The organism is Burkholderia anthina (assembly GCF_001547525.1).
GTDB lineage: Bacteria > Pseudomonadota > Gammaproteobacteria > Burkholderiales > Burkholderiaceae > Burkholderia > Burkholderia semiarida.
This window is the reverse complement of record NZ_CM003769.1, coordinates 700,282-725,072: the sequence shown is the minus strand read 5'-3', so window position 1 is coordinate 725,072 and position 24,791 is coordinate 700,282. Positions and strand designations below refer to the sequence as shown.

Here is a 24,791-nt window from a genome sequence, read left to right as displayed (position 1 = left end):
GATCAGCCGTGAACGGTCGAGGCGTCTGGCGCTTGCCGACCTGAATCAAGCCAATCTTGAAGCCAGCGTTGACGGAATGAAGAAACGGGAGCGGCTTCGCCGCCCCCGATGTCGCGCACAGCCGACGCCGCGCGCAGTATCGGCGCTCAGCGCGCCGCGGACGTGTCGCCGGTCCGGCCGGCGCGCCAGGTGAGGAAAACGAGCATCGCGAGCGGCAGCGCCAGCGCCCAGAACGCGGCGTACAGGTAGGCGCTCGCGCCGGCGCCCGCACCGAGCGCGAACCCGGCGACCGGCGGCAACGTGCGTCGCAGCCGCGCGCGCGCGGCTTCCCGTTCGGCCGGCGCGGCGATCGGCACGAGCCAGTCGAATGCATCGATGACCGCCTGCGTGACGTTGCCGGTCATCACGGTATTCGCGACGACGGTGCGCGCGGTCAGCCGGCCGTGCGCGTTCTGCACGCCCATTGCCGCCGCCCCCAGCAGCCCGCAGACGATCGTCGCGGGCGCATCGGCGCTGCCGATCGGCGACGCCGCGACGCCCGCGAGCATGAAGCCGGCCAGCAGGATCGTCTGCAGCGCGTACAGCGAGCGCGCCCGCGGGCCATGCCCGCGCACGCGCATCCGGTGATCGAGCAGGCGGGCGGCCACGATGCCCGCGATGAATGCCGGAAACGCGAGCCACTTGATCATCAGGCCCTGGCCGACACCGGCGAGGCCCGAGCCGATCAGGATGAAGTTGCCGGTAACGTGCGCGGTGAAGAGCCCGAACAGCGCGACGAAGCCGAGCGTGTCGACGTAGCCGGCGATCGAGGCGAGAAACACATCCTCGCCGCGCAGGCGATCGGGGGCCGCCGCGCCCGCTGCCGTTACTTGCGCGGGCTGCATGTCGTGGCTTCCGCGGTTGGGTCGACGGTGCCCGCATCGCGGACCTGCGCGGCGCGCGCGCGCCATTGCGCCCGCGCGAGCGCGACCGCATGCTCGCGCGAGACGAGGCCGAGCAGGCCCGCCAGGGCGATCGGCGGCGGCGCGGGCGATTGCACGTGCACGAGGGGGTGCGGGAGGCCGACTGCGATGCCGGCTCCCGGCGAGATCAGGTAAGGCATGGTCCGTTCCGGTTGCGCCGCCGGCCGGGCCGGCCGAAGGGATTCGGCCGCGTGCGGCGGCTCGGGAGCAAGACTACGGAATGCGGGCCTGAAAGTCATGGCGGCGAACTGAATCGTTCTGAACGCGCGGGGCGGCGACGCCCGCGCCGCGTGGCCGGCTTCGCGATGGCGCGCCTTGCTATTTTTCGATCGATAAGTGCAGAATGGCCGCATTCAGGAGCCGACGCATGACCGACACCAAGCGCAAGGCAGCGCCCCGCACGCGCGGGGCGACCGCCGACGACACCGCCGCCACATCGGGCCGCCGCCTCACGCCGGAAGCGCGCGAGCGGCAGATCGTCGAAAAGGCGGTCGAACACTTCGCGACCCACGGTTTTTCCGGCAGCACGCGTGAGCTCGCGCGGCAGATCGGCGTGACCCAGCCGCTGCTCTACCGGTATTTCCCGAGCAAGGAAGCGCTGATCGATCGCGTATACGACGAGGTCTACACGTGGGATCCCGAGTGGGAAAAACTGATCGCCGACCGCTCGGTTCCGCTGCAGCAGCGGCTCGTCGCGTTCTACCGGTCGTATGCGCAGACGATCCTGCGGCGCGAATGGATCCGCACATTCATCTTCGCGGGGCTCAGCCGCGAGGGCTTCAACACGCGCTATCTGTCGCGGCTGCGCGAACGCGTGTTCCTGCCGGTGCTGCGCGAGCTGCGGCACGCGTACGACATCGCGACGCCGGCGTCGGAAGCGCAGCGCAATGCGGAAATCGAACTGGTGTGGAGCCTGCACGCGAGCATCTTCTATCTCGGCGTGCGCAAGTGGGTATACGGGCTGCCGGTGCCCGACGATCTCGACGCGGAAATCGAACGGCAGATCGACGCGTTCCTGAACGGCACGCCGGCCGCGCTGAAGCGTGTCGCGTCCGACGCAGCCGCGAAGCGCGCCCGCCGCTCGTGATGCCGCGGCCCGGCGTGGCGTTGCACCGCGCCCGGGCCGATTCAGAACGATTCAGCCGCGACGGTCGCTGCTTGCCCTATGCTCGGACAGCATTGGACGCGTGCCGTACCGCGCACCGTCCGCATCGAACCGGGGCTCCCACATGACGACCGACACGCTCGCACTCACCCATCACACCATTACCGCGAACGGCATCCGCCAGCACGTCATCGATGCCGGCGCCGGGCCCGTCGTCGTGCTGCTGCATGGCTTTCCCGAAACCAGCTTCGCGTGGCGCCACCAGATCCCGGTGCTCGCGCGGCACTATCGCGTGATCGCGCCCGACCTGCGCGGCTACGGCGAAACCGACAAGCCCGCGGCCGGCTACGACAAGCGCAACATGGCGCGCGATCTCGCCGCGCTGCTCGAAGCGCTCGGCATCGACCGCATCGCGCTCGTCGGCCACGATCGCGGCGCACGCGTCGCGACGCGTTTCGCGAAGGACTTCCCCGCGCGCGTCGAGCGGCTCGTCGTGATGGACAACGTGCCGACGCGCATCGTCGCGCAGAACATGACCGCGCAAACGGCGCGCGCGTACTGGTTCTTCCTGTTCCACCAGGTGCCCGACCTGCCGGAGGCGCTGATCGCGGGCAAGGAAGCCGAATGGCTCAGCTATTTCTTCGCCGACTGGTGCTACAACCCGCATGCGATCTCGGGCGATGCATTCGACACGTACGTACGCGCGTATCGGCGCCCGGGAGCCGTGCGCGGCGCGTTGGCCGACTATCGCGCGAACGCGGAAGACGTGCAGCAGGATCTCGTCGATGCGGATGTCAGGATCGGGTGCCCGACCATGGCGATCTGGGGCGAGGATTTCTACGCGGTCGGCAAGATGTTCGACATGAAGGCCGTATGGGAAGGCATGGCGGCGAACCTGCGGGCCGAGCCGATCGCGCAGTGCGGACACCTGCCGCACGAGGAGCAGCCCGAGCGCGTGAACATGCTGCTGCTCGATTTCCTGCGCGGCTGGGCCGGCTGACGCACCGCCGCTGCCTGCGGCATCATCGGAGGACCATCGGATGGGACACGGATCGGGCCGCAAGGCCGTCATCGCCGGCGGATCGGTCGGCGGGCTGTTCGCGGCGACCGCGTTGCGCGCGGCCGGCTGGGACGTCCGCGTATTCGAGCAATCGCCGCACGAACTCGACAGCCGCGGCGGCGGCATCGTGCTGCAGCCGCCGATCGAGCGCGCGTTCGCGTTCGGCGGCGTGCCGCTGCCGCGCGCGGCCGGCGTCGATTCGATCGACCGGATCTACGTCGACGCACAGGACCGGATCGTGCAACGCTTCGCGATGCCGCAGACGCAGACCGCGTGGAACGTGATCTACACGGCGCTCAAGCGTGCGCTGCCGGCCGGCATCCTCCACGCCGGCGACGCGTTCGAGCGGTTCGAGCAGGACGGCGAGCGCATCGTCGCGCACTTCGCGAGCGGCCATGCCGAGACGGCCGACCTGCTGATCGGCGCGGACGGCGGCCGCTCCACCGTGCGCGCGCAGTTGCTGCCGGACGTGCGGCCGACGTATGCGGGCTATGTCGCGTGGCGCGGGCTCGTCGACGAACGCGCGCTGCCCGAGCAGGTGCTGGTTCTGCTGCGCGAACGCTTCACGTTCCAGCAAGGCGACCGGCACCTGTTCCTCACCTATCTGGTGCCCGGCGCCGACGGCGCGCTCGAACCGGGCGAGCGGCGCGTGAACTGGGTGTGGTACCGGCGTCTCGCGTCCGACCGGCTGGCATCGCTGTTCCTTGCACGCGACGGCACGCAGCGCGACGGGTCGCTGCCGCCCGGCGCGATGCGCGACGACAACCGCGCGGAACTCGTCGACGCCGCCGACCGGATGCTCGCGCCGACGCTCGCCGCGCTCGTCGATGCGACACCCGCGCCGTTCGCGCAGGCGATCCTCGATCTCGCGGTCGAGCGGATGGCGTTCGGGCGCGCGGTGCTGCTCGGCGACGCCGCCTGCATGGTGCGCCCGCACACGGCGGCGGGCGTCGCGAAAGCGGCCGACGATGCGGTCGGTCTCGCGCAGGCGTTGCGCGACGTCGCCCCCGGCAGCACGTTGGACGCCGGGCTGGCGGGCTGGGACGCCCGTCAGCGCGCCGCCAGCGCATCGATCGCCGCGCGCGGAATCGCGCTCGGCGCACGTTTGATGGGCACGGCCTGAGCGTTCGCGGGCCGCGTGTCATGCGCCCGGCGCGGCGCATCGGACTCCGGGTCGAGCGCGTGCAGCACGCTCGCGCGCCCGCCGTCGTCATCCGGCAGTTGCGGCTGGCCGCGCGCGAAGGCCGGCGTGGCGGCGGCCGTGCCGACGCAAAGAGCGAGCAATGCGGCGGCGACAAGCTTGCGGTTCATGATGACACTCCCGAGAACGATTCGATGGGGACGCGCCGCCGGCACGACCGCACGAGCGAAAGCGATTCGTTGCGTCACGTGTGCGTTGCCGGCGTCGAATGACCCGACGCCGGCGGCGGACGGCGGCTGAAAAAACCGCGTTCAGTGGTGCTCGAACAATTGCTGCGTGTCGAGCGACGCGAGCGAAGGCACGCCCGTCGCGGCGGCGGCATCCGGCCGTGCAGCGACCGACTGCGGATGCTGGGCGGCGACCTTCGCCTCCGCTGCCTGGATGTCCTCGGGATAGTAAGGATCGCTGCCGACCGGCCGATAACCGGCCTTTTCGACACGGACGAGATCGGCGCGCACGTCGGCCCGTGTGAGCGCATGGTCGGCGGTTTGCGCAAATGCGACGATCGGTGCGCTCAGCGCACAGGAAAGCAGGACTGCACGAATCAGGTTGTTCATGATGTTCACCTCTCAAAGATGGCGTGTTCGCGTCCGCAGATCAGGCCGGACATCCGCTCCCCATCGATGTGATGAAGAGTTGGGATCATTCTGCGATTCGCGCGCTTTCCTGAAGGTGAGGCTTCGATTACGGTTTTGTTATCCGGGCGCCGGCGCCCGTTGTGCAGGGGCGCCCGGCTCGCCGGGCACGGCGCAGGCGCGCACGTCGGACGACCGTCGCGTTCATGCGGACGCGTCGAGCGGCCGCACTTCCGGAATCATCGCGGCCTGGCCGCGCACGATTCCGTCTGCGTCCGTGACCTGCCATACGGTCGCGCGCTCGATCCAGAACCGCTTGCCGGATTTCGTGACCCGCACGCCGCGGTATCCGGACACGAAGCCGTCCCGCATCACCTTGTCGAGGAATATCTGCCGCTCGCGCCGCTCCATCGGCTCCGCCGACAGGCGGGACGGCAACGCCGTCAGTTCGTCCCAGTCGTATTCGAAAATCGCCTGCGCGCGCCGGTTGCCGTACACGAACACCGGATCGGCCGACGTGTCGTGCGCTAGCACGCCGAACGGCGCCGTCTCGTACAGCCACGCGGCGCCGTCGGACGCGCTCATGCCGTCGGGAACGAGCGGATGGTGCAACAGCCGGCGGTAGGAGTCGGCGAGAAGGAGGAAGAAATCTGCATCGGTGCGCAACGACATCGGTCAGGCTCCTAAAAGCGGCGGGATACGGGAACGCGTGAAGGTTCACGGCCGGACATTATAGGGACGAAGCGGCGCGGCCGGCGCCGCCGCGCCTGCACAGATAACGACTTCGTAATCTTCGGGTCAGGGTCGGGTCAACGCCGCGCCGGCAGACTGCATGCTCGTCGCATCGAATGCGCATCCGAGCCCTGCTTCGAGGAGCACCATCATGTGGATCGTCCGGCTGGCGTTACGCAGGCCCTACACGTTCGTCGTACTCGCGCTGCTGATCTTCATCGCGGGGCCGCTTGCCCTGCTGCGCACGCCGACCGACATTTTTCCGAGCATCGACATTCCGGTCGTCAGCATCGTCTGGTCGTACAACGGCTTCTCCGCGGAGGACATGGCCAAGCGGATCACGTCGAACTACGAGCGCGCGCTCACGTCCGACGTCGACGACATCGAGCACATCGAGTCGCAGTCGCTGAACGGCGTGTCCGTCGTGAAGATCTTCTTCCATCCGGGCGCCGACATCAATCGCGCGATCGCGGAAGCCGCGAGCAACGCCGCGTCGATCCTGCGCATCCTGCCGCCCGGCACGCTGCCGCCGAACATCATCACGTACAACGCGTCGACGGTGCCGATCCTGCAGCTCGGGCTGTCGAGCCGCACGCTCGCCGAGCAGCAGCTGTACGACCTCGGCAACAGCTTCATCCGCACGCAGCTCGCGACCGTCCAGGGCGCGGCCGTGCCGCTGCCGTTCGGCGGCAAGATCCGCCAGATCGTCGTCGATCTCGATACGCGCGCGCTGCAGGCGAAGGGGCTCGCGCCGATCGACGTCGTGAACGCGATCAACGCGCAGAACCTGATCCTGCCGGGCGGCACCGCGAAGATCGGCACGCACGAATACAACGTGCAGATGAACGGCAGCACGCAGACGGTCGCCGCGCTGAACGACCTGCCGGTGAAGACGATCGGCGGCAATGTCGTGTACGTGCGCGACGTCGCGCACGTTCGCGACGGCTACGCGCCGCAGACCAACATCGTGCGCGTGGACGGCAAGCGCGCGGCGCTGCTGACGGTCGAGAAGACCGGCAGCGCGTCGACGCTGACGATCATCGACCAGGTGAAGGCGATGCTGCCGAAGATCGCGGCCGGCCTGCCGAAGGCGCTGCACATTTCGCCGCTCGACGATCAGTCCGTGTTCGTGAAGGCGGCGGTCCAGGGCGTCGTGCGCGAGGCGCTGATCGCCGCGTGCCTGACCGCGCTGATGATCCTGCTGTTTCTCGGCAGCTGGCGCGCGACGCTGATCATCGCGGTATCGATTCCGCTCGCGGTGCTCACGTCGCTGCTCGCGCTGTCCGTGCTCGGCCAGACCATCAACATCATGACGCTCGGCGGGCTCGCGCTCGCGGTCGGGATCCTCGTCGACGACGCGACCGTCGCGATCGAGAACATCACGCATCATCTGGAGCTCGGCGCGCCGCTAGAGGAAGCCATTCTGACCGGCGCGGGCGAAATCGCGGTGCCGACCTTCGTGTCGACGCTGTCGATCTGCATCGTGTTCGTGCCGATGTTCCTGCTCACGGGCGTCGCGCGCTATCTGTTCGTGCCGCTGGCCGAGGCCGTGATCTTCGCGATGATCGCGTCGTACTTCTTCTCGCGCACGCTGGTGCCGACGCTCGCGATGGCGCTGATGCGCGCGAAGGGGCAAGGCCGGCCGCCGCGCGGCGTATTCGCGCGCGTCGCGCGTTTCCAGGCCGCGTTCGAGCATCGCTTCGAGGCCGTGCGGCTGCGCTATCGCGCATTGCTCTCGGCGGCGATCGCGCGGCGCCGCCGCTTCGCGGCCGCGTTCCTGCTCGCGTGCGTCGCGTCGACGGGCCTCTACGCGTTCGCCGGGCAGGACTTCTTCCCGTCGGTCGACACCGGCGAAATCCGCCTGCACCTGCGCGCGCCGACCGGCACGCGAATCGAGGAAACCGCGCGGCTGACCGACGAAGTCGAAGCCAAGATCCGCGGCGTGATTCCGGCGAACGAACTCGCCGGCGTGCTCGACAACATCGGCGTGCCGGTGAGCGGGATCAACCTCACGTACGACTCGTCGGACCCGATCGGCACCGAGGACGCCGACGTGCTCGTCACGCTGAAACCGAATCACGCGTCGACGGCCGCGTACGTCGCGAAGCTGCGCAACGTGCTCGCGCAGTCGTTCCCCGGCGTGACGTTCGCGTTCCTGCCGGCCGACATCATCAGCCAGATCCTGAACTTCGGGCTGCCCGCGCCGATCGACATCCAGATCGTCGGCAACAAGCTCGACCAGAACCGCGCGGTCGCGAATGCGCTGCTCGCGAAACTGCGCGGCGTGCGCGGGCTCGTCGACGCGCGCATCCAGCAGCCCGGCGACGAACCGGCGATCAACGTGAACGTCGACCGCACGAAGGCGATCCAGGCCGGCCTCGAACAGCGCGACGTCGCGCAGAACCTGCTGATCGCGCTGTCCGGCAGTTCGCAGACGACGCCGAACTTCTGGCTCGATCCGCGCAACGGCGTCAGCTACCCGGTGCTCGTGCAGACGCCGCAATACACGGTGAATTCGCTGCAGTCGCTCGCGAACGTGCCGCTGCCGGCCGGCACCGCGCGCGCGCCGCAGACGCCGGCCGGCGGCCCGGCCGCGGGCGCGCCCGCGCAGAACCTGCTCGGCTCGCTCGGCACGTTCTCGCGCTCGACGCAGCAGGCCGTGGTGTCGCACTACAACGTGCAGCCGGTGCTCGACATCTTCGCGTCGGTGCAGGGGCGCGACCTCGGCGGCGTCACGGCCGACGTGACGAAGCTCGTCGACGCCGCACGCGCGCAACTGCCGCCCGGCTCGTCGATCGTGCTGCGCGGCCAGGTGCAGGCGATGCACGAGTCGTTCACGGGCCTGCTCGGCGGCCTCGCGCTCGCGATCGCGCTCGTCTACCTGCTGATGGTCGTGAACTTCCAGTCGTGGCTCGATCCGCTCGTGATCGTCGGCGGGCTGCCGGCGTCGCTCGCCGGCATCGCATGGATGCTGTTCGTCACGCGCACCACGCTGTCGGTGCCCGCGCTGACCGGCACGATCCTGTGCATCGGCATCGCGACCGCGAACAGCATTCTCGTCGTGAACGCGGCGCGCGAACTGCTCGCGGGCGGCGCGTCGCCGTGGCAAGCGGCGCTCGATGCCGGCTTCAACCGCTTCCGCCCCGTCGTGATGACCGCGCTCGCGATGCTGATCGGCATGCTGCCGATGGCGCTCGGGCTCGGCGACGGCGGCGAACAGAATGCGCCGCTCGGCCGCGCGGTGATCGGCGGCCTCGCGTTCGGCACGGTGTCGACGCTGCTGTTCGTGCCGGTGCTGTTCGGCTTCGTCCACGCGTGGCTCGCGCGGCGCCGCGACGCCGCGGCCGCCCGGCGCGCGCAGCCCGCGCCCGATACGCCGGCGCTGCGTTGAGCGCGCACGGCCGCCCCTTCTCATCCTTCGATTCGCCCGACCCCGGACCCATCATGAACGACTCGATCGAACCCGTCGCCCCGCCGCCGGCCGCCGAAACGGCCACCGCGGCCCCCGCCGCCGCAGCCGTGCCGCCTGCCGCGCGCGGCGCCGCCTCCGACACCCCGCCGGCCCGCAGCGGCCGCAAACTGACCGTGCCGCTCGCGGTTGCGGCGCTCGCCGCCGCGCTGCTCGCGCTCGGCATCGTGCCGCGTATCGACGCGCGCGCCGCGCAGCGTGCGCAGGTGGCCGCGCAGCGGGCGCTGCCGGTGTCGGTCGTCGTGCCCGGCACGGCGCCGGCCGACCAGACGCTGACCTTGCCCGGCGCGGTGACGCCGTATGCGGACGCATCGATCTATGCGCGCACGAGCGGCTATATCGCGCATTGGAGCGCCGATCTCGGCACGCACGTGAAGGCCGGCCAGACGCTCGCGCAGATCTCGGCGCCCGATCTCGACGCGCAGTTGCGCCAGGCGCGCGCGGACGAAGCAAGCGCGCAGGCGAACTACGACTATGCGAAATCGACCGCGCAGCGCTGGCAGGACATGCTGAAGACGCAATCGGTGTCGCAGCAGGACACCGACACGAAGGTCGCGGACATGAACGCGAAGCGCGCGATGCTCGCCGCCGCGCAGGCGAACGTCGCGCATCTTGCCGAACTCGTGTCGTACGAATCCGTCACCGCGCCGTTCGACGGCGTGATCACCGCACGCAACGTCGACGTCGGCACGCTCGTCACCGCGGGCGGCACGCCGGGCAGCCCGGGCCTGTCCGGCGAACTGTTCCATCTCGAACAGACGGACACGCTGCGCGTGTTCGTCGATGTGCCGCAGGACAGCGCGACGGGCGTGTCGACCGGCACGCCGGTCTACCTGACGACGCCGCAGTATCCGGGGCGGCGCATCGCCGCGCGCGTCGCGCGCAGCGCGGGCGCGATCGATCCCGTCACGCGCACGCTGCGCGTCGAGATCGACGTCGACAATCGCGACGGCGCGCTGATGCCCGGCGCGTATGCGCAGGCACATCTCGTCGTGCCGAGCGCGGCGCCGGCGCTCGAGCTGCCGGTCAGCGCGCTGCTGTTCCGCCCGAACGGCGTGACGGTGGCCACCGTCGGCGCGAACGGGCGCACCGCGCTGAAGACCGTGCAGATCGGGCGCGATTTCGGCACGCGGGTGGAGATCGTCGCGGGGCTCGCGGCAACCGATCGCGTGATCGACAACCCGGGCGATGCGATCACGGCCGGGGAGACCGTGAAGATCGTGTCGACCGCGCACGATGCGGCGCCGGTCGCTGCTTCGCCGGCTTCGGCCGCTTCCGCCGCTTCCGCCGCGCAGGCCGGGCAGGCCGCGCAGGCCGCGCAACCGGCGTCTGCGGCCGATGCACGCAACGTGCCGCCGCCGCGCGCGGTCGGCGCCGCACCGGCTACATCGACACCCGCTGCCGCGCCCGCCCGCGGCTGACCCATCGACGACGAATCACGAGATACCTGCCATGCGCCTCCGTCATCCGCTTCCGTTCGCACGTCGCATCGTCACGCTCGCCGCCACCGCCGCACTGACCGCCTGCTCGACGCTGCCGCCCTACTCGCCGCCCGCCGTCGCGGTGCCCGCGCACTACGCGGGCGCGCCGGCCGCACCTGCCGCGCAGGCCGGCTGGCACGTCGCGATGCCGGCCGACACCGCCGCGCGCGGCGCGTGGTGGACGGTGTTCGGCGACGCCGACCTGAACGCGCTCGAAGCGCGCGTCGACGTGTCGAACCAGACCGTGAAGAAAGCCGTCGCCGATCTGCAGCAGGCACGCGCGATGGTCGACTATCAGCACGCCGGATTCCTGCCGACGATCACCGCGGGCGTCGCGCAAAGCCGCGCGCGCGTGTCGCAGAACCGGCTCGGCTCGTCGCTCGCCGGCAAGACGACGCCCGACTACCAGGCCGGCGTGGCCGCGAGTTGGGAGCCGGACGTGTTCGGTCGCGTGCGCGATGCGGTGACGGGCGCGCAGGCGAACGCGGCCGCGAGCGCGGCCGACCTGCAGGCCGTGAAGCTGTCGGTCACGGCCGAACTCGCGACCGATTATTTCGCGCTGCGCTCGCTCGACACGCAAAAGCAACTGCTCGACGACACGGTCCGCGCGTACGCGGACGCGCTGACGCTGCTCAGGCAGCAGCTCGCGGCCGGTGCGATCGACGCGTCGGCCGTCGCCCAAGCTCAGACGCAACTCGAATCGACGCGCACGCAGGACACCGACATCGACGCGTCGCGTGCGCAGTTGCAGCATGCGATCGCGACGCTCGTCGGCGAAAGCGCATCGACGTTCGCGCTGCCGCCCCGCGTGCAGGCGTTCCACGTGCCGGCCATTCCGGCCGGCGTGCCGTCGCAACTGCTGGAGCGGCGGCCCGACATCGCGGCGGCCGAGCGTCGCGTCGCGGCCGCGAACGCGCAGATCGGCGAGGCACGTGCCGCGTTCTTTCCCGATCTGGTGTTGTCGGCGAGCGCGGGGCTCGAGAGTTCGTTCTTCGCGCCGTGGCTCACCGCACCGAGCCTGTTCTGGTCGCTCGGCCCGCAGCTCGCCGGCACGCTGTTCGACGGCGGCCGCCGCAGCGCATCGCTGCGCGGCGCGCATGCGCAATACGACGGCGCAGTCGCCGATTACCGGCAAACCGTGCTCGTCGCGTTCCAGCAGGTCGAGGATCAGTTGTCCGCGCTCGATGCACTCGCGTCCGAAGCCGGCAGCCAGCAACGCGCGACCGACGCGGCCGATCTGTCGCTGCGGCTGACGACGAATCGTTTCAACGCCGGCGCCGTCAGCTATCTCGATGTGGTGACCGCGCAGACGATCGCGCTGACGAACCGGCGCACCGCCGATCAGATCGACGCGCGCCGGATGGAGGCGGCGGTCGGCCTGCTGAAGGCGTTGGGCGGCGGCTGGCAGGCGGGCGCGGGCGCGGAATCAGGTGCGGAATCGAACACCGGCGCGAAGGAACACGCGGCGGCCGCGCAGCCCGAACCCGCCGTCACGCAGCCGGCGGCCGGTTGAACGTGAGAGGCGCGCAGCCGTAGCACCATTTCAACTCTTCGATCGGCGGACGAAAGGTTGCACGTCGGTAAGACGGCTCGTTGACGTCACACTGCGACATATCACCGTCAGTCATGCGAACCATGTCTTCCCCATCACTTGCGCCCGGGTCGATTGCCTCGCGGTAGTTGGGTGCCACTCTCCGGTCTCGTACGTCCGGTTGACCTGCCGCTGGCAAGCGAATGGTCCCCGGCCTCGTTCTGGATCAAGCTCCAATAATGCTGGGGCGTGCTCGCGTAATTGTCCATCTGCGAGCAGGGCTTCGACCAATTCGCCGGCAATGACGTCGCCGAGACGCTCCGCATCGAACAGCCGCCCACGGTTGCACGCGCCAACGCCGTGCGCGCCGCATTTTGGGCAGCGAACCGACGCGTTGATCGCACTGTCGATTGGCGATGTCACTTACCGGCGAGGCCGGCGTTTCCCGTCATTCCAAAATGGTTTGCAGGCGAGCGAGCGCATCTTCGACAACTTCAATGGGGGCACGCTCGACTTTGCGTGCGCCGCGCGCCTCGAGGTCGAGCGTGCGGACCATGTTCACCAGCGCCACGCCCTGCGTCTCCGTCCCCGAACCCGAGAGCGGCACAGCGAATCCCGCGTATCGCGCGAATTCGCCGCCTTGCGTAATTGGCGCGACGAGCGCCACGCCAAGCGTGTTGAACGCGGCGGGTGACAGAACCAGCGCGGGACGGAAATCCCCTTGCTGTTCTTTGCCCACTGTCGGATTCAGGCTAACCCGCACGATATCGCCACGGTCGAACTTGACGCGCCTCACCATGCCTCACGTCCCACGGGCTTGACTTCACCCCACGCGACGAGGTCTGCCGGTTGCGGAGCCTTCGGATCGCATTGCGCAACGAGTTCATCCAGCGAATATTTGCGCCGCGCGGGCGAAAGCAACACGCCATCCGGCCGTACATCGGCGTGCAGAGAACTGCCAGCCGACGCGCCGATCTGCTCCAACAACACAGCAGGAAGCCGTACGGCCGCACTGTTGCCCCACTTCTGAATTTTGAGTTCCATATCACGCTCCGAATGTTTATCCATTGTAGACACGCGCCGCAGAAATGGCAAGCCGTTTGTATCTACATTGATTCTACATTCGGTTCGTTTGAAGACCCCGCAAACGGCTGCCCTGTTTCGAACGCCGGCACGAAGGACCACGCGGCGGCCGCGCAGCCCGAACCCGCCGTCACACAGCCGGCGGCCGATTGAACGTGAGCACGAAGCGCGTGCCGCGCGCGTCGCTTTCGACCTGCGCGGTGCCGCCGTGCAGTTCCATCACCGAGCGCACGATCGCGAGGCCGAGCCCTGCCGTGCCGCCCGGCGCGCCGCCGCTGCGCGCGGGGTCGCCGCGCACGAAGCGGTCGAAGATCCGCGGCAACAGCGCGGGATCGATCGGCTCGCCGGGATTCGCGACGACGACGCGCACCGCGTCGGCGGTTTCATCGACACTCAGCGTGATGACGCCGCCGGCGGGCGTGTAACGCAGCGCGTTCGCGAGCAGGTTACCGACCGCGCGGCGGAACAGCTCGACGTCGGCGGTCAACTGCCCGTGCCCGTCGACGCGCAGCGCCGAGCCCGCTTCGTCGGCGAGCCCCTCGAAATACTCGGCGATGCGCTCGAGTTCGTCGCGCACGTCGAATGCGCGCTGCCGCGTGACGAAGCTCGGATGCTCGGCGCGCGCGAGAAACAGCACGTTCTCGATCATCCGCGCGAGCCGATCGTATTCCTCGAGATTCGATTCGAGCAGCGTCTGGTACTCGTCGGCCGAACGCGGCCGCGCGAGCGCGACTTCGGTGGCGCCGCGCATGTTGTTCAGCGGCGTGCGCAAGTCGTGCGCGAGATCGGCGCTGAATTGCGACAGATGCGAGAACGCCTGCTGCAGGCGGCCGAGCATCGCATTCTGCGCATCGACGAGCGCGCGCAGCTCCGGCGGCGCGCGCGACGCATCGAGCCGCGTGTCGAGCTTGTCGACCGTGATCCGGCCGGTGTCGTCGACGATCTCGCGCAGCGGCGCGAGCGCCTTGCGGATCAGCCAGTAGCCGAGCAGCAGCGCGAACAGCGCGCCGACGCCGCCGGCAAGCATGAGCCGGTTGCGGTAGCCGTCGAGCAGTTCGGCCCGGTCGCGCATGTTGCGCGCGATCGCGATGCGGATCGGCGTGCGGTCGCCGAGCGCGGCCTCGATCGCGACGCCGCGCATCGGCGTGCCGCCGGCGGCGGTCCACGTGACGAGCCGGTCGGCCGTGATCCGGTCGTTCGCGGGAACCGGCGCCGCGTGCGGCGCGAACAGTTGCGCGTCGGCCAGCGGAACCGATGCGGCCGCGGGTACATCGTCGAGCGCGGCGAGCCGGACGTTGTGGCGCGCGAGCACGTCGCCCTGCGCATCGACGACGACCATCGACAGCGCCTCGTTGCCCAGCACCTGGCTCGTCAGCCGCTCCGCGTGCGCGCGAACCGCATCGAGCGACTCGAGCTCGCCCGCGAGCCGGCGCGTATGGCGCGCGGCCAGCACGATGTCGAGATCGTCCTGCGTGTTCACCTGCCGCTCGAGGCCCGCATACACATACGCGCCGACGAGCGCGAACGCGGCCAGCGTGGTCGCGGCGAAAGCGAGCGCGAGTGTCGCCGCGAGCGAGCGCGGGCGCGTCATGCGCCATCCTTCGGCTCGAGCACGTAGCCGACGCCGCGCACGGTATGGATCAGCTTGACCGGAAACGCGTCGTCGATCTTCGCGCGCAGGCGCCGGATCGCGACCTCGACGACATTGGTGTCGCTGTCGAAATTCATGTCCCACACGTACGATGCGATCTGCGTGCGGCTCAGCACCTCGCCCTGCCGGCGCGCGAGCAGTTGCAGCAGCGAGAATTCGCGCGGCGTCAGGTCGATTCGCGTGGCGCCGCGCTTCACGCGGCGGCGCACCACGTCGATTTCCAGATCGCCGACCGCCAGGTGCTCGGTCTCGCGCGGCGGCCCGCGACGCGCGAGCGTGCGGATGCGGGCCAGCAGCTCGACGAACGCGAACGGCTTCACGAGGTAGTCGTCGGCGCCGAGTTCGAGGCCGTGCACGCGGTCGTGCACGTCGTCGCGCGCGGTCAGGAACAGCACCGGCGTCGTATGCGTCTCGCGCAGCCGCTTGAGCACGCCCCAGCCGTCGAGCACGGGCAGCATCACGTCGAGCACGATCACGTCGTAACGCTCTTCCTGCGCGAGCATCAGCCCTTCGGCGCCGTCCTTCGCGAGATCGACGCTGAAGCCCGATTCCTCGAGCCCTTTCTTCAGGTACGCGCCCGTTTTCGGTTCGTCTTCGACTATCAGGATGCGCATGGCCGGCTCCGTCGCATTCGTGGGGACATACGGCGATGTTACCCGGAAACGGCGACACGGCCGCGCTCCGTGCAGGCCCGAGCGGCGTAGATGACAAAACGGTAATCGGCCCGTCAGCCTGGCGTGCGGTCGCGGCGCCAGGCCGAGGATTCCCGTCCCGTCGGTCCAGCGCGATCGCGGCGCGTATGCCTAAACACGCCGGCTCTACGGCGCTTCACCGCGTCCAGGCCGAAAAACCGAGACGACCTCCACCCGTTCCCGTGACTGCCGGCGCAGACTGATCGCCGCCGCCGCCGTTTGCTCGACCAACGCGGCGTTTTGATGCGTGGCGCGCTCCATCTGGCCGACGGCTTCGCCGATCTGGGCCACGCCGAGCGATTGTTCGGCGCTCGCGGCACTGATTTCACGCATCGTCTCGGTGACGCGACGAATGGAGTTCACGACTTCGGTCATCGCCACCCATGCGCGCTCGACTTCGGTCGAACCTTGAGCCACGCGCCCCACGCTCGAGCCGATGACCTTCTTGATCTCCCTGGCCGCATCGGCGGAACGTCCGGCCAGGCTGCGCACTTCGCTGGCGACCACCGCGAAGCCTCTGCCCTGCTCGCCGGCGCGCGCGGCCTCGACCGCGGCGTTCAAGGCCAGAATGTTGGTCTGAAAGGCAATGCTGTCGATGACACCCGTGATGTCCGAGATTTGGCGGGAGCTGTCGTTGATGCCCTTCATGGTTTCCACGACGTGACCGCGACACCGATTTGCCGGGACCAGTCACTGACCAGCCGCTCGGTCTGCAACGGCCGGGCAAAGCGATTTTCATCGCCTCAATGGATCAACATGTTCTCGGCGATCGCGTGCTTCAACTCCTTCAGAACAAGCGCGAGCAGACGAGATACCTGCATTTCGACCTCGTCGCCGTCGAAAGTAACGAGGGCACGCACCCTGTTGCCGTCGATGCCGCCGAGCCAGTCGAGGTCTTGCGGGCGTGTCGACCACACCAGCAACGGCACGCCTCGCGGCAATCGACTCAATCGGCATTCCGGCCTCGTCTTCGCCGCATCGGGAACGTTACCCGGCATGAGCGACTCGCTCCATGCACGATGCGCATCGACGGGATCGTCAATCTGGAGAAGCGCGACTTCCGGCATCGCCGCGAAGCGGGCTACGGCCGCTGAAACCGCGGCCGCGCCGGGGCTCGGATCCATGACGACACACACGCGAGCCCGCTCCGAAGGCGGTAACAGCCAGTTCCACGTCGAAGCCCCCGACGATACCGCGTCCAGTTTCCTTGCACTCATGCCAATCACCTCGCATGTCGTCGAAACAAGTCTCGCGCCGCACCCGGCGAAGCCATCGCCCGGTCGTACGGCGTTCTCTCGATGCGCTGCCTTATCGGAGATTCAACATCGATCGACAGCCGCGCAATGCAATCAGACTCAGCACGCCGAGCAGTATCAGATAAAACGCCGGCGATGCCAGATTGCCCGTCTGATGGATCAGCGACGCGACGATCAGCGGCGCGAAACCGCCAAACAGCGTGACGCCGATGTTGTAGCTGATCGCCATGCCCGTCGCTCGCGTTTCGGTCGGAAATACTTCCGCCATCAGCGCTGGCAGCGCGCCAAAATAGACCGCCTTCAGCGTCCCCATCCAGGCCATCATCGCAATGAGTCTTCCCAGATCGGGATGCGCGCCAAGCAATTTGAAAACCGGATAAATGGTCAGAATGAAGGCTATCCCGGCCCAGATCATCAGCCTGATGCGGCCGATCCTGTCCGAGAGATGACCGACGAACGGCGTAACGAACGTCAGGATGGCGCCGGTCAACGTCGTTGCAATGAAACCGAAACTGGCAGGCAGATGAAGTTCACGTACCGCGTAGGTCGGAATATAAAGAATGACGTAACTGGCGCCGGTGGAAAGAACGAGCGTACCGATCGCCAGCAACACTCTGGCTTTCTGATTGACGAACACTTCCCTCACCGGGAACGATGCGGGCCTTTCACGCCTTGCGCCGTCGGCTTCATGCACGTGCTTTCGCAAGTACAGGCCGACCGGGCCGATCAGCATACCAAAGAGAAACGGGATGCGCCAACCCCATGCGTCGATGGCGTCTCCATCGAGGATCAACGTGAGGAGAACGCCGAAACCGGCCGCGAGCATATAGCTCAATCCTTGACTCGCGAACTGGAAGCTGGCGAACAATCCCTTGCGCTCGGGACACTGTTCCACCAGAAACGCGGTTGTGCTGCCGAACTCGCCGCCCGCGGAAAATCCCTGAAGCAGCCGAGCGCAGATGACCAGAATCGGTGCGATCACGCCGATCGACGCGTAACTCGGCATCAGTGCGATCGTCGTCGTGCCGATCATCATCGTCACGATCGACACCATCATCGACGCCTTGCGGCCGCGACGATCCGCATACGAACCCAGCACCAGCGCTCCGATCGGCCTGGCCAAATACGAGATCGCGAACGTCCCGAACGTCAGAAGAAGGGATACCCCGCTGTTCGACGCAGGAAAGAAAGCCTTTGAAATCGAGATTGCGAAGAACCCGTAAATCAGTATGTCGAACCACTCCAAGGCATTGCCGACGGTTGCGGCGGACACCAGTCGCAACACGTTTGGAGCTTGTTCTCTCGTCGGCGCGGCATCCACCATTTCCATAGTACGCATCTCATTCTCCGTTCACTTACGATGACAAGTGCATTAAAAAATTGGCGTCTTATGCGTGGACGACAAGCGCTCCTTCCTTGCGCCGATCCCGGACGGCGGATGCCGACTCCCCGAGATCCCAAAATATGCCGGCCATGATCTGCAGCGCCTCACGCGCGACACTTCCAAGCAGGTGTTCGTTCGGTGCGTGCTGGGAGCAGGCTCCGTATGAGTGCGGAATCCAGATCGTCGGAAGGCCCAGAACCTCGGAAAAGACGTCGTTGGGCAGCGACCCGCCAAGATTGGGAAGCAAATCCGGCTGCTTTCCGGTCGTCCGCTCGATCGAATCGAGCGCCCATGCGACCCACGGATCTTCCGGCGGCAGACGCGTGGCGCCCATTCGCTCGCCGATCGAAACCTCGACCCTGTCGAACCCGCATTCGTCGAGGCGATGCCGTAGAACTTCTTCGATACGCTCGCAATCCGTACCGACGACGTACCTGAGTTGGCAATGCGCGTGCGCGACGGGCGGAATCGCGCCGATCGGGCTGGTCGGGTTACCGGTGGTAAAGGCCAGTACTTCGAGCGCGTTCCATGCATAGACGCGCTCCTGGGCCGTCAAATCGGGTTCGCCCCAATTGCCATCGACGTGAGGATCGTCGGGCCCGCCACCGACGGCAATATGCTTCAGCGCCGTGCGTACCGAAGCCGGAATATGCGTCGGCAACAGCGCGTCGACGAGGATCCGCCCGCGCCCGTCGACGAGCGACGAAATCGCGTTCGCGAGCACGGTTCCGGCATTGCCGAGCGCTCCTCCCCAATTTCCGGAATGATGTGCGCCCGACCGGAGCCGGACGGAAAGCGTGAAGTTCACGAATCCACGCGACCCGAGAAAAACGCAGGGGACGTTCGACCTGGCCCGAGGGCCATCCGAAGCGATCAGAACGTCGGCGGCGAGAAGGTCCTTGTTCTGCTCGCAGACCGCGCGCAGCCCGGGCGATCCGGTTTCTTCCCCCATCTCGAGCAGCAGCGTCGCATTGAAACCCAGGCGTCGATTCCTGGCCTCGATGACTTGCTCCAGCGCGGCCAGGTTGATCGTGTGTTGCCCTTTGTTGTCGGCGGTGCCCCGCCCGAACCATCGGTCTCCTTCAACCGTAACGTTCCATGGCGACATCTGGTCCTTCCACTGTCCGTCATGGCCACGGACGACGTCACCGTGCCCGTACATCAGGATCGTCGGAAGCGAGGGATCCTCGATACGCGTCGCGATCAAAAACGGCGCGCTCCCCGCAACCGGGTTCTCGACGATACGAGACTCAAAGCCGATACGGTCGATCGATGGGACGATCTCGTCGACGAGGTATGCTCGAAGCTCGCCTTCCCGTCCGGAATCCTGACTTTCCGTCGTCATGGAGACGCGTCGCGCGAGATCTTTCAGAAAGCCCCCCGAATCGAAATATGTTGTGGCAGAGTCGATTGCTTGATGGCGCGTCATGGTGATCCTCGCGTGTATCGTGGGAGAGCGGCTTGTTCGACCTTGATGGATCAAGCGTACGGAGCCAAAACGCGCACTACAATTGACTTTTTTGCGTGCCCTGCTTTCGAATAACGCAAACTTGGCGGCCCGTCATGCACAACGCTGCACTCCGATACTTCCTTGCCGTTGCCAATACAGGTTCGCTGAGCGAGGCGTCCGAGAAGCTGCACGTTTCGATCTCGGCGATCAGCCGTCAGATCACGAAGCTGGAGGAGGAGGTCGGCTGCCCGTTGTTCGAGCGTCAGGCGCGCGGCATGGTCCCCAACAAGGCCGGGGAGCTGCTGGCTGCCCATGTTCGTAGAACCCTGCTCGAAGGTCAGCAGGTGATCGAGGAGATCAAGGCGCTGAACTCGTTCGATCGGAGCACGATCCGCGTCTCGACGTCGGAAGCGTTTGCCCGGGATGTTCTCCCTCGCGCCATCACGCAATTTCTGGAGAAGTCGCCCGGTACCCGTTTCGAGGTGGCGGTGACGGCGCCGAAGGAGGTGACGGCACACGTACGGAGCGGCGAAGCGGATATCGGCCTGACTTTCGGTGTTGTACGAGAGCCGGAGATCAACGTCGAGTACACGCAGAGCGCGCCCATTTGCGCCGTCATGCCGCGTTCTCACGCGCTGGCTGGTCGCGCGACGGTATCGATGGCCGAGTTGCGGAATTTCCCGATTGCGTTGCTTGACCGTGGCACGACGATCCGTCAGCTTTTCGATACGACGGCGAGCCTCGAGAATCTTCTTTTCGAGCCTGTCCTGACCTGCAACAACTCCGGCACGCTGTATGCATTCACTCAAATGTCTGGGGTCGTGTCGCTGACCAGCCGCCTGACGGTACGGGCGCGTCTGGCGACGGACGGCCTGGTGGCGATACCGATCGACCATCCGGGCATGTCGTTGCGTGCGATCCAGATCCAGACCTTGTCGGGCCGCGAGTTGTCGACTGTACTGATCGACTTCATTGGCGAACTGGTGAAGCAACTGCATACGGCCGACTAGACACGTGGCGACCCGTACCCGTGTCCCACCGAGTCCCGACATCCCGCGAACTACGGTGGGCAAAGAAACCACGAACCTGAGCAGAACCACCTTTGCCGTCCGCCCAAGGACGCGCCTTTCTTTTGGTTACTTTTCTTTGGAAGACAAAGAAAAGTGACCGCCGCCCCGCGCAGGGGCGACGCTGATAGACCGATAGCAAGACAGGTTCAACGACAAGGGCGTGGAGAACCACTTAAAACAACGACCCACGCACATATTCGACAGAAAGCACACGTTAGTACGCCACCACCCCGACGACACCAGACGCCCCCGACCGTTGGCGGGCCTCATTCCCCACCACCGGCCCCTCGAGGGCCTTCAACCCGGCCTGCACGATGGCCTGAGCATCCACCTCAAAATACCGCCGCAACTGCGCGCGCGAATCGCTTCGACCGAACCCGTCGGTCCCAAGCGTGACATATCGCCGTCCTTCTGGAATATATGCACGAACCATTTCCGGAAGCGCTTTCACATAGTCCGACGCGGCGACGATCGGCCCAACTGTGGCGCGCAGCTGGGTGGAAATCCACGATTCCCCGATGTCTCCGGAACCGAGCCGCCATTCCCGCTCGCATCGCGCACCATCCCGCCCCAGCTCGACATAGCTGGTAATACTCCAGACGTCCGCGGACACCTCATGCAACCGCTCGAACTCGTCCGCCGCCTTGAGAACCTCCCCCATGATCGCGCCGCTGCCGAACAACTGAACCCGCCTCTGAAAGCGGCCGCCCCGTCGAAACAGATACATGCCTTTCACGATACCTTCATGCGACGCATCGGCAATACTCGGTTGCGCGACGTTTTCATTGGTCACGGTGACGTAAAAGAACTCGTCGTGCGCATCACTCAGCATGCGCCGCAACCCGTAATCGACCAGGACCGCCAGTTCACCGGCAAAGGACGGATCGTACGCCCGACACGTCGGTATCGTCGACGCGAGAAGATGGCTCGAGCCATCCTGATGCTGCAATCCTTCTCCTCCCAGCGTCGTGCGGCCTGACGTGGCGCCGACGAGAAAGCCTCGGGCTCGCTGGTCGGCAGCCGCCCAGATCAAGTCGCCGATACGCTGAAAACCGAACATGCTGTAGTAGATATAGAACGGCATCATCGGAATACCGTGCACGGCGTAACTCGTCGCGGCGGCCGTCCACGACGAGATGGCCCCCGCCTCCGTGATGCCTTCCTCGAGAATTTGACCATCGGACGCTTCACGATACGAGAGCATCGATGAATTGTCTTCCGGATCGTACAACTGACCGAACGGCGCGTAGATTCCAACCTGACGGAAAAGATTCGCCATGCCGAACGTTCGGGCCTCGTCCGCCACGATCGGAACCAATCGCGGGCCGAGGCTGGCGTCCTTGAGCAGCGCACCAAGTTGCCTGACGAAGGCGGTCGTCGAACTCATGGCCTTGCCGTCCGCATTCAGCGAGAAGCCCGCGACGCTCGCCAGTTCGGGCACCGCCAGTCGCTCGGATGCCGCACGTCGCTGAGGGAGATAGCCGCCAAGCGTCTCGCGACGCTTGCGCAAGTACCGCAGCTCATCGCTATCGTGCGGCGGCCGATAGAACCGCGCTTCCGATGCCTCTTCGTCGGAAAGCGGGAGCGCGAATCGGTCCCGATAGGCAAGCAGGTCGTCCCGCTCCAGCTTTTTCTGCTGATGCGTCGTCATGCGCCCTTGCGCGATCGTGCCCATGCCATAGCCCTTCATGGTCTTGGCAAGCACAACCGACGGCCGACCATTCCTGACCGTCGCCGCGGCAAAGGCGGCATGGATTTTCACGGGATCGTGTCCGCCGCGCCGAAGCATCGCGATGTCGTCGTCGGACAACGAATCCACCAGCGCTCGCAGTTCCGGCGTCCGGCTGAAGAACGTCTCGCGATTGAACGCGCCGTCATTGGCCGACAACGTCTGGAAATCACCATCGACGGTGTTCGCGAAAGCGCGTTCGAGCACACCGCCATGATCGCGGCCGAGCAACGCATCCCACTCGGAGCCCCAGATGCATTTGACGATGTTCCATCCGGCGCCGGCGAACAATGCCTCGAGTTCGTCGATGACCCGGCCGTTGCCGCGAACGGGGCCATCCAGTCGCTGGAGATTGCAGTTGATGACGAATATGCAGTTGTCGAGCCGCTCGCGAGCCGCGAGTGTCAACGCGGCGATCGACTCGGGCTCGTCCATTTCTCCATCGCCGAAAAAACCCCACACGCGACGATCGCCGTGCGCCTTCAAGCCACGATTTTCCATGTACCGCATGAACCGCGCCTGATAAATGGCGTTGAGCGGCCCCAGCCCCATCGATCCGGTTGGAAACTGCCAGAAGTCCGGCATCAAAAAGGGATGAGGATATGAGCTCAATCCCCGGATGCCGCCGGCCTCCGCCACGATCTCCTGGCGATAATGGGACAGCGATTCTTCCGACAGTCGCCCCTCGAGAAACGCCCGAGCGTAGACACCCGGCGCGGAGTGCGCCTGGAAAAACACCAGATCGCCGCCGTGCACCGCATCCGGGCCCCGGAAAAAATGCTGGAAGCCGACCTCGAACAGGTCCGCGGCCGAAGCATAGCTCGCGATGTGTCCGCCCAGTTCGCCCTGCGCCCGGTTGGCGCGGACCACCATCGCGAGCGCGTTCCACCGTATCAACGCCGCGATCCGCCGCTCGATTTGCAGATCGCCCGGATAGGCAGGCTGTTCGTCGGGCGCCACGGTATTGACGTACGGCGTGACCAGCGGCGGCCTCCACGCGACGCGACGGGCGTGTGCATGCGCCAACAACGAGTCGAGAAGATGGCGTGCACGTTCCTTGCCTTGATCGCCGCCCCACGCATGCAACACGCCATCGAGCGCGTCGCACCATTCCCGGAGCTCCTCCGGGTCGGGATCGGTCGTCGTGGTCCGAAGTCGATTCTGCATGTCCATACTTTGCACCCCGAATTGACGATATACACGCCGCGTTCCGACTCCACTTGCAGTCGGAACGCGGCCAAGCCTCAACCGTTCTTGAACAGGAAGCTGTATGCGTTCAATGCGGGGACGCCGCCGAGGTGTGCATACAAGACACGGGACCCTTCCGGAAACTCGCCCCGGCGCACCCTGTCGATCAGGCCATGCATCGACTTGCCTTCATAAACCGGGTCGGTCAACATCCCCTCGGTCTTCGCGCACAGTCGAATCGCTTCGAGCGTACCTTCCGACGGAAGGCCGTATTCGGGGCCCCCGTAGCGCGTATCCAGCACCACGTCCGCGTCGCCGATCGGCCGATCGAGTTCCACGAGATCGGCGGTGTGGCGTGCGATGCGAAGAATCTGCTCGCGCGTCTGCTCGGGTTTGGCCGACGCATCGATACCGATCACGCGATCCGCGCGCCCGTCTGCCGCGAAGCCGACGACCATGCCGGCCTGCGTGCTTCCCGTCACCGAACACACGACGATGTAGTCGAACTTGAATCCGAGTTCAGCTTCCTGGGCGCGCACTTCCTCCGCGAAACCGACGAACCCCAGGCCGCCAAGCCGATGCTCGGAACAACCGGCAGGGATCGGATACGGCTTCCCTCCCGCGTTGCGAACGCTCTCCATCGCCTGTTCCCAGCTCGGACGAATGCCGATGTCGAAGCCATCGCTGACCAGCCGAACGTCGGCGCCCATCATGCGGGACATCTGAATGTTCCCGACGCGGTCATACACGGCGTCCGAGTAGTTGACCCAGTTTTCTTGAACCAGCACGCATTTCAGGCCAAGATGAGCCGCGACCGCCGCGACCTGACGCGTCTGGTTCGACTGGATGCCGCCGATCGATACCAGCGTGTCGGCTCCGCTCGCCAGAATGTCCGGCACGATGTACTCGAGCTTCCGGGTCTTGTTGCCGCCGAACGCCAGGCCGCTGTTGCAGTCTTCGCGTTTTGCATAGAGATGAACTTTTCCACCCAGCGCCTTGCCGAGGCGGGGCAACTCGTGGATGGGGGTGGGTCCGAAGGTCAGCTTGTGGCGAGGAAAGCGATCGAGGTTCACGGAGGTTCTCCGAAAGGTGGGCGGTGGATTCCGACGCCCGATGTCGTCAGAGCGACCGGGCACGAAGAAATTCTAGTTAAATACCCACGAAACGTGGTT

General features: G+C 66.6%; 21 protein-coding genes and 1 pseudogene. 7 read left to right on the top strand and 15 right to left on the bottom strand.

Annotation, left to right across the window (positions count from 1 at the left end; genetic code table 11):
- Window positions 1-146: 146 nt before the first annotated feature.
- Both WS64_RS19380 and WS64_RS19375 read right to left on the bottom strand, forming a co-directional pair.
- On the bottom strand, window positions 147-884 hold the full coding sequence (locus WS64_RS19380) for a YoaK family protein (protein ID WP_060967340.1): 738 nt from the start codon (window positions 882-884) through the stop codon (window positions 147-149).
- Window positions 866-1,102: a DUF1427 family protein gene (locus tag WS64_RS19375; protein WP_059579090.1), complete on the bottom strand. Its 237-nt coding sequence runs from the start codon at window positions 1,100-1,102 to the stop codon at window positions 866-868. The genes WS64_RS19380 and WS64_RS19375 overlap by 19 nt, the downstream gene beginning before the upstream one ends.
- 227 nt (window positions 1,103-1,329) lie before the next feature.
- Between WS64_RS19375 and WS64_RS19370 the strand changes: the two genes are divergently transcribed.
- The 3 genes from WS64_RS19370 (at window position 1,330) to WS64_RS19360 (ending at window position 4,250) form a co-directional block, all read left to right on the top strand.
- On the top strand, window positions 1,330-2,049 hold the full coding sequence (locus WS64_RS19370; RefSeq protein WP_060314486.1) for a TetR/AcrR family transcriptional regulator: 720 nt from the start codon (window positions 1,330-1,332) through the stop codon (window positions 2,047-2,049).
- 142 nt (window positions 2,050-2,191) lie between these two features.
- Window positions 2,192-3,067: an alpha/beta fold hydrolase gene (locus WS64_RS19365; RefSeq protein WP_060967339.1), complete on the top strand. Its 876-nt coding sequence runs from the start codon at window positions 2,192-2,194 to the stop codon at window positions 3,065-3,067.
- A 40-nt stretch (window positions 3,068-3,107) separates the two neighbouring features.
- Entirely contained in the window at window positions 3,108-4,250 is a 1,143-nt protein-coding gene (locus tag WS64_RS19360; RefSeq protein WP_060967338.1) for an FAD binding domain-containing protein, read from the top strand.
- Here WS64_RS19360 and WS64_RS19355 read toward each other — a convergent pair.
- From WS64_RS19355 to WS64_RS19345, 3 genes are all read right to left on the bottom strand, one after another.
- Complete coding sequence (locus tag WS64_RS19355) at window positions 4,178-4,438, bottom strand: hypothetical protein (protein WP_060967337.1); 261 nt, start codon at window positions 4,436-4,438, stop codon at window positions 4,178-4,180. The genes WS64_RS19360 and WS64_RS19355 overlap by 73 nt on opposite strands.
- Before the next feature lie 141 nt (window positions 4,439-4,579).
- Complete coding sequence (locus WS64_RS19350) at window positions 4,580-4,885, bottom strand: DUF4148 domain-containing protein (RefSeq protein ID WP_060314497.1); 306 nt, start codon at window positions 4,883-4,885, stop codon at window positions 4,580-4,582.
- 222 nt (window positions 4,886-5,107) lie between these two features.
- Window positions 5,108-5,575, bottom strand: a complete 468-nt coding sequence (locus WS64_RS19345) for an MEKHLA domain-containing protein (protein ID WP_060967336.1) — start codon at window positions 5,573-5,575, stop codon at window positions 5,108-5,110.
- 211 nt (window positions 5,576-5,786) lie between these two features.
- Here WS64_RS19345 and WS64_RS19340 point away from each other — a divergent pair, with 211 nt between their 5' ends.
- Genes WS64_RS19340 through WS64_RS19330 form a run of 3 tightly spaced genes read left to right on the top strand, consistent with a single transcriptional unit; the run spans window position 5,787 to window position 12,098 of the window.
- Window positions 5,787-9,026: an efflux RND transporter permease subunit gene (locus tag WS64_RS19340; RefSeq protein WP_060967335.1), complete on the top strand. Its 3,240-nt coding sequence runs from the start codon at window positions 5,787-5,789 to the stop codon at window positions 9,024-9,026.
- Window positions 9,027-9,079: 53 nt separating this feature from the next.
- Window positions 9,080-10,525: an efflux RND transporter periplasmic adaptor subunit gene (locus WS64_RS19335; protein WP_060967334.1), complete on the top strand. Its 1,446-nt coding sequence runs from the start codon at window positions 9,080-9,082 to the stop codon at window positions 10,523-10,525.
- Between the two features lie 31 nt (window positions 10,526-10,556).
- Window positions 10,557-12,098, top strand: a complete 1,542-nt coding sequence (locus WS64_RS19330) for an efflux transporter outer membrane subunit (RefSeq protein WP_060967333.1) — start codon at window positions 10,557-10,559, stop codon at window positions 12,096-12,098.
- Between the two features lie 466 nt (window positions 12,099-12,564).
- Here WS64_RS19330 and WS64_RS19325 read toward each other — a convergent pair whose 3' ends face one another.
- The 8 genes and pseudogenes from WS64_RS19325 to WS64_RS19295 form a co-directional block, all read right to left on the bottom strand.
- Complete coding sequence (locus tag WS64_RS19325) at window positions 12,565-12,915, bottom strand: type II toxin-antitoxin system ChpB family toxin (RefSeq protein ID WP_059579063.1); 351 nt, start codon at window positions 12,913-12,915, stop codon at window positions 12,565-12,567.
- Entirely contained in the window at window positions 12,909-13,160 is a 252-nt protein-coding gene (locus WS64_RS33135) for an AbrB/MazE/SpoVT family DNA-binding domain-containing protein (RefSeq protein WP_081059215.1), read from the bottom strand. Before WS64_RS33135 ends, WS64_RS19325 begins: the two co-directional genes overlap by 7 nt.
- A 169-nt stretch (window positions 13,161-13,329) precedes the next feature.
- A complete protein-coding gene (locus WS64_RS19320) occupies window positions 13,330-14,790 on the bottom strand; it encodes a heavy metal sensor histidine kinase (protein WP_060967332.1) in 1,461 nt (486 codons plus the stop codon).
- The gene (locus WS64_RS19315; RefSeq protein ID WP_060314447.1) at window positions 14,787-15,464 is read right to left on the bottom strand and encodes a heavy metal response regulator transcription factor; all 678 of its coding nucleotides are present in this window, start codon (window positions 15,462-15,464) and stop codon (window positions 14,787-14,789) included. The genes WS64_RS19320 and WS64_RS19315 overlap by 4 nt, the downstream gene beginning before the upstream one ends.
- 204 nt (window positions 15,465-15,668) lie before the next feature.
- Window positions 15,669-16,202: pseudogene (locus WS64_RS19310) on the bottom strand (methyl-accepting chemotaxis protein); the annotation flags it as partial.
- 83 nt (window positions 16,203-16,285) lie between these two features.
- Complete coding sequence (locus WS64_RS19305) at window positions 16,286-16,666, bottom strand: hypothetical protein (RefSeq protein ID WP_124659076.1); 381 nt, start codon at window positions 16,664-16,666, stop codon at window positions 16,286-16,288.
- 184 nt (window positions 16,667-16,850) lie between these two features.
- Complete coding sequence (locus tag WS64_RS19300) at window positions 16,851-18,137, bottom strand: MFS transporter (RefSeq protein WP_060967330.1); 1,287 nt, start codon at window positions 18,135-18,137, stop codon at window positions 16,851-16,853.
- A gap of 49 nt (window positions 18,138-18,186) precedes the next feature.
- Entirely contained in the window at window positions 18,187-19,611 is a 1,425-nt protein-coding gene (locus tag WS64_RS19295; protein WP_060967329.1) for a M20 family metallopeptidase, read from the bottom strand.
- Window positions 19,612-19,745: 134 nt separating this feature from the next.
- Between WS64_RS19295 and WS64_RS19290 the strand changes: the two genes are divergently transcribed.
- A complete protein-coding gene (locus tag WS64_RS19290; protein WP_059641190.1) occupies window positions 19,746-20,642 on the top strand; it encodes a LysR family transcriptional regulator in 897 nt (298 codons plus the stop codon).
- 274 nt (window positions 20,643-20,916) lie between these two features.
- On the opposite strand, the gene mdeB is transcribed toward WS64_RS19290, so the two are convergent.
- Window positions 20,917-23,604: an alpha-ketoglutarate dehydrogenase gene (gene mdeB / locus WS64_RS19285; protein ID WP_060967328.1), complete on the bottom strand. Its 2,688-nt coding sequence runs from the start codon at window positions 23,602-23,604 to the stop codon at window positions 20,917-20,919.
- Window positions 23,605-23,675: 71 nt separating this feature from the next.
- Complete coding sequence (locus WS64_RS19280; RefSeq protein ID WP_060967327.1) at window positions 23,676-24,692, bottom strand: 1-aminocyclopropane-1-carboxylate deaminase; 1,017 nt, start codon at window positions 24,690-24,692, stop codon at window positions 23,676-23,678.
- Between the last annotated feature and the right edge of the window lie 99 nt (window positions 24,693-24,791).